Origin of the sequence: Leptospira sarikeiensis (assembly GCF_004769615.1) — a bacterium.
GTDB lineage: Bacteria > Spirochaetota > Leptospiria > Leptospirales > Leptospiraceae > Leptospira_B > Leptospira_B sarikeiensis.
On sequence record NZ_RQGF01000037.1, the window covers coordinates 1 to 664 of the forward strand.

Genomic DNA, 664 nt, shown 5'->3' on the forward strand with positions numbered 1-664 from the left:
AAGTTTAGGTTCTGTTTCTTCTTACGATACTACTTATCTTGGACTTGATCGTGTGGATCAGGGGATTACGTATTTGGAGTCTCTACTCGCAGAATGGGATACTGTAAGTACTTCCATGAAAGACGGTTTTACTTTAATAAAAGATAAATCCGGAGAATACCAAACATATGCGAGTGCAAATGCTTCCTTAAAGGGAAGTCTTGAATATTCGAATCGGATCTTAGGTCTTGTTAACGATATCCAAGGCGGAGCGATCAGTGTAGGGAACTTCCAGTCTTATTTGAGCGATTTGGATCAAACCACGAATTATCTAAATACGATCCTATTGGATGTATTCCAAAGAGGGGATACTGTAATCGATTCCAGTCTGACAGGCGCTGCAAGAACGAGTGCTAAAAACGATCTATCTGCGCTTAGATCCGGACTAGATACAGGCTCCAAGGCTTGGGCTCCTGTTCTTTCTGGAATGGGAAGTTCCTTCAATGACTTGAACGGACTATTCGGCAATTTTGGAAATTCTATCCAGGCCTTTAGATCTAGTTTAGAAGATCGTAATACTACAGCAAAATCAGTTTCGGATCGACTATTGTCCTATTATGAAGGATTCCAATCCGAATATTTAATGCGTAAGGACCAACTTACTTTCCTTTTGGATCCTAACGGA

General features: G+C 40.7%; 1 protein-coding gene. It reads left to right on the forward strand.

Going from position 1 to position 664, the window contains the following annotated elements; all coding sequences use genetic code 11:
- A partial coding sequence (locus EHQ64_RS20270; RefSeq protein ID WP_167882429.1) for a hypothetical protein occupies nt 1-664 on the forward strand: 664 nt, incomplete at both ends.